The organism is Cellulomonas fimi (assembly GCF_028527925.1).
In the GTDB taxonomy this organism is placed as follows: Bacteria; Actinomycetota; Actinomycetes; order Actinomycetales; family Cellulomonadaceae; genus Cellulomonas; species Cellulomonas fimi_C.
Genome location: NZ_JAPESW010000090.1, coordinates 1 through 4669, shown reverse-complemented (window position 1 = coordinate 4669; position 4669 = coordinate 1). Strand labels below are relative to the sequence as shown.

Genomic DNA, 4669 nt, shown 5'->3' with positions numbered 1-4669 from the left:
GTGCGGCGGCACGTACGGCACGGCGCGCAGCAGCGCCCGCCCCTCCGGGTTGAGGGCCTTGTACTGGTCGGCCTCGAACGGCGCGCCCGTCACGAGGTCGCGGCCGTACGTCTCGGCGTACCCGGGCGCCGCCGGGAAGCGACCGTCACCGTAGAGCCGCTCGGTCCCGAGCGGGTGCTCGTCGGTGCACGGCCACTGCACGCCGCCGCCGCGCAGCTGCGCGTACGTCAGCGCCGAGTAGTCGCACGGCCGGCCGCGCGAGCACTCCTTCCACGCGTCGAACGCCTCCTCGGGCGTCGACCACGGCACGAGCGGGCCACCGTCCTTGTCGCGCAGGTCCATGCCACGCGCGAAGTCGAGGAAGATGTCGAGGTCGGGCCGCGCCTCCCCGGGCGGGTCGACCGCCTTCTCCGACAGGTGCACGGTGCGGTCGGCGTTCGTGAACGTGCCCGTCTTCTCGGCCCACGTCGCTGCGGGCAGCACGACGTCCGCCACCTGCGCGGTCTCGGACAGGAACAGGTCCTGCACGACGAGGAACGTGCGGTCCTGGGTGAGCACCGAGCGCACCCGCTCGAGCTCCGGGAGCGAGACGAGCGGGTTCGTCGCCTGCACCCACAGCATGCGCATCGAGCCGTCCTCGAGGTAGCGCAGCATCTTCATGATGTGCGTCGGCGGCGACCAGTGCGGGATGACGTCCTGGTCGACGTTCCACACGCGGGCCAGGTCGGCGACGTGCTCCGGGTTCGACCAGTTGCGGAACCCCGCCATGTCGCCGTCGGCGCCGCACTCGCGCGTGTTCTCCGCGCTCGGCTGCCCGTTCATCTGCAGCAGCCCGCGCCCGGGCTCGCCGAGCATGCCGCGCAGCAGGTGGAGGTTGTTGACCTGCACGGCCGCCGCGGTCGCCTGGTGCGACTGGTAGAAGCCCTGCAGGACCGTCGACATCAGCCGGTCCGCGGTCCCGACGAGCTCCGCGGCGGCGCGCAGGTCCTCCTCCGGGACGTCGCAGACGCGCGCGACCTTCTCGGGCGGGTAGTCGCGCAGGGTCGCGACGAGGTCGTCGTACCCCACGGTGTGCGCGGCGACGTACTCCTCGTCGACCCAGCCGTGCGCGACGACCTCGTGCAGCAGACCGTTCATCAGCGCCAGGTTCGTGCCGGGCCGCGGAGCGAGGTGGACCGTCGCGGCGCGCGCGACGGCCGTGCGGCGCGGGTCGACGCACAGCAGGCGCGGCGGGTCGTCGCCCGCGAGCCGGTCGAGCACGCGCATCCACAGCACGGGCTGCGTCTCGGCCATGTTGTGCCCGAACAAGGCGATCACGTCGGCGTGGTCGACGTCGGAGTACGAACCCGGCTGCCCGTCGGCACCGAACGACTCCTTGAGCGCCTCCGCCGCGGTCGCGGTGCACAGCCGCGTGTTCCCGTCGACGTGGTTCGTGCCGATCCCCGCGTGCGCGACCAGGGCCAGGGTGTAGTACTCCTCGAGGAACAGCTGCCCCGACGTGTAGAACCCGATGGCCGACGCGCCCTGCTCGTGGAGCAGGGCCGTCGTGCGCGCGACGACGAGGCCCATCGCCTCGTCCCACGAGGCCTCCTGCAGCCGGCCGTCGCGGCGCACCAGCGGACGGGTCAGCCGGTCCGGCGACGCGTTCGCCTGCCACGCGAACAGGTCCTTCGGACCGAGCCGGCCGTGGTTCACGCGGTCCTGCGCGCGGCCGCGCACCCCGACGATGCGACCGCCCGCCACGGCGACCTCCATCGCGTCACCGTTCGAGTGCAGCAGCGACGCCGCGGGCACCCACCGTTCGACATCGTCGGCCGTGGTCCCGGCGTCCAGGAACGTGTCGACCCGGGTGGGCCACCGCGTCCCGCGCGCGTACGGGGTCCTCGTCCCCCACGGCTCGGCGATCCGGTCGACGTGCATCGCACCTCCTACACGGCGGCGCCCGCTGCCGGACCGTCGTCCAGTCAACGCTGGTCGCGACGCCGCCGCCAGCGCAGCGGCTCGCTGGTCAGGCCAGACGCGGGAGCACCTGGTCGTCGTCGAGCACCGTGCGGAACGGGTCGCCGCGCTCGGCGACGCGGTCGAGCACCGTGCGGACCGTGAACGCGTCGGGCCGGAGCCACGGCGCGTCGAGCTCGTCCCACGTGATCGGCGCCGAGACGGGCGCACCCGCCGCCGCGCGCGGGCTGTACGGCGCGACGAGCGTCTTGTTGATCGCGTTCTGCGTGTAGTCGAGCCGCGCCTGCCCGCCCCGCTCGCGCACCTCCCACCGCCAGCTCACGAGGTCGCGCACGACCGCCCCGACGGTCTTCGACAGCCGCTCGACCCACGCGCGCGTCTCGGCGAAGTCGGGGCCCACCGCCACCGGGATCCACACCTGGATGCCGCGCCGCCCGGTCAGCTTGGGCGCGGCCCGCACGTCGAGGTGCGCGAGCGCGTCGCGGTGCAGCCGCGCGAGCAGCAGCACCTCGTCCCACGTCGTCGACGTGCCCGGGTCGATGTCGATCAGCGCGTACGTCGGCAGGTGCGGGTCGTCCGTGCGGGACGTCCACGCGTGCCACTCGAGCGCGCCGAAGTTCGCCGCCCACACGAGCGCCGCGGGCTCGTCGGCCACCAGGTACGTCGTCGTCTCGCCCTCGTCCGCCTCCGGGTTGTCCCACCGCGGCAACCAGTCCGGCGCGTGGTCCGGCACCTGCTTGTGCCAGAACCCGGGGCGGTGCGCACCCTCCGGGTAGCGGTGCAGGTTGAGCGCGCGACCCCGCAGGTACGGCAGCACGACCGGACCGATCCGCGCGGTGTACGCGAGCAGCTCGCGCTTCGTCACCGGCGGCTCGTCGCCGCGCGCCGGGAACAGCACCTTGTCGAGGTTCGTCACGCGCAGGCGGCGGCCGTGCACCTCCCACGTGCCGCCCGCGCCCAGGTCGGCGAGCGCGTCGAGCTCGTCCTGCGTCGGGCCGTGCGGCTCCTGCGCGCGTGCCATGCCGTGCCACCTCGCGGTCTGGGCTGCGGCCGTCCTGCTCACGGCCCGAGCCCAGCGTCCCCGACGTGCGCGTCGGACGCCCGTCGGGGGTGCCGGGCGCCGCGACGCAGCCGCTACGGTGACAGCGCCCGCCCGCCGCTGCCGGTCCCGGAGGACGCGATGAAAGCCGTGGAGTACACCGAGTACGGCTCGCCCGACGTCCTGCGCGTCGTCGACGTCGACCGTCCTGAGCCGGGGCCCGACGAGGTGCTGATCGCGGTCCGCGCCGTCTCGGTCAACGGCTCCGACTGGGAAGGGCTGACCGGGCGGCCCGCCTACGCGCGGATCGGCGGGTTACGGCGCCCTCGTCGCCACGTGCTCGGGTCGGACGTCGCCGGGACCGTCGTCGCGGTCGGCGCCGACGTCACGACGTTCGCGCCAGGCGACGACGTCTACGCCGACCTCCTCGACCGGCTCGGCTGCTTCGCCGAGCTCGTGTGCGCGCCCGCCCGGTCGTGCGCGCCGCTGCCCGACGGGATGTCGTTCGTCGAGGCGTCGGCCGTGCCGCAGGCCGGCGTCATCGCGCTGCGCGGCATCGTCGACCGGGGCCGGGTGCGGGCGGGGCAGCGCGTGCTCGTCAACGGCGCGGGCGGCGGCGCGGGCACGTACGCCGTGCAGCTCGCGGTCCTCGCCGGCGCCGAGGTCACCGCCGTCGACACCGCGCACAAGGCCGACCACCTGCGGTCCCTCGGTGCCGCGCACGTGCTCGACCACCGCGTCGACGACTGGACCCGCACGGGTCCGTACGACCTCGTGCTCGACCTGGCCTGCTACCGCCCGGTCGGCGCGATCGCGCGCGGCGTCGCACGGGGCGGGACCTACCTCGTCGTCGGGGGCGCCGCCCGTTCGGTGCTCCAGGTCCTCCTGCTCGGACCGCTCGTCGGGCTGGCCGGGCGCAAGCGGCTGCGCGTGCTCGCCGTGCCGCTCGGCGTCCGGCACGTCGGGCCGCTCGTCGAGCTGCTGCAGACCGGCGCGGTGCGGACCGTCGTCGACCGGACCTTCCCGCTCGAGCAGACCGCCGAGGCGCTGCGCCACCACGGCTCCGGCCGCTCCGTCGGCAAGGTCGTCGTCACGGTCGACCCCGCCTGACGCGTCGGACGGCCACCGGTCGACGTCGACCCTCAGCCCTCGTCCGTCTCCGACTGCTCGTCGGGCGCCTCGTCCTCCGTCGCCTCGTCGCCGGGCGCGTCGTCCTGCGCGGCGTCGTCCGCGGGCGTCCCGGCCGCGAGCGCCGCGGCGACCGCCGCCTGCGCCGCGGCGATCGTCGCCGCGTCCATCACGCCGGTCGCCGGCACGCCCAGGTCGGTCTGCAGCGCGACGACCGCCTGCGTGAGCGCGTCCGTCCACGTGCCGTCGACGGGCCCGTCCCAGTAGCCGAGCAGGTGCAGCGTCTGCTGCAGCGCGGCCGTCGACGCGACCGCCGCGGTCGCCGCGGCACCGCCCTTCGCCTCGAGGTCCGCGCGCAGGGCCGCGTCCGTGGCCTTGTCGACCGTGCCGGTCACGGGCAGCCCGTGCGCGGCCTGCAGCGCCTCGACCGCGGCGACCGTCTGCGGACCGTAGATCCCGTCGACGGGGCCGGTGTAGTACCCGGCGTCGGTCAGCGACTGCTGGAGCGTCGTCGTGTACGCGACGAACGCCTCGTGCGCCGCG

At 75.0% G+C, this 4669-nt stretch carries 4 protein-coding genes; 1 reads left to right on the top strand and 3 read right to left on the bottom strand.

Translation table 11 applies throughout. The features are described from left to right. A partial coding sequence (locus OMK64_RS19680; protein ID WP_272730048.1) for a molybdopterin-dependent oxidoreductase occupies positions 1 to 1920 on the bottom strand: 1920 nt, incomplete at its 3' end. An 88-nt stretch (positions 1921 to 2008) separates the two neighbouring features. Further along, a complete protein-coding gene (locus OMK64_RS19675; protein WP_272730047.1) occupies positions 2009 to 2980 on the bottom strand; it encodes a DNA polymerase domain-containing protein in 972 nt (323 codons plus the stop codon). A 159-nt stretch (positions 2981 to 3139) separates the two neighbouring features. On the opposite strand from OMK64_RS19675, the gene OMK64_RS19670 reads away from it, so the two are divergent. Then, positions 3140 to 4108, top strand: coding sequence for an NAD(P)-dependent alcohol dehydrogenase (locus OMK64_RS19670; RefSeq protein ID WP_272730046.1), 969 nt, complete (start codon positions 3140 to 3142; stop codon positions 4106 to 4108). A 32-nt stretch (positions 4109 to 4140) separates the two neighbouring features. Here the strand turns inward: OMK64_RS19670 and OMK64_RS19665 are convergent. Further along, positions 4141 to 4669: peptidoglycan-binding domain-containing protein (locus OMK64_RS19665; RefSeq protein WP_272730045.1), on the bottom strand; the 529-nt coding region annotated here is incomplete at its 5' end.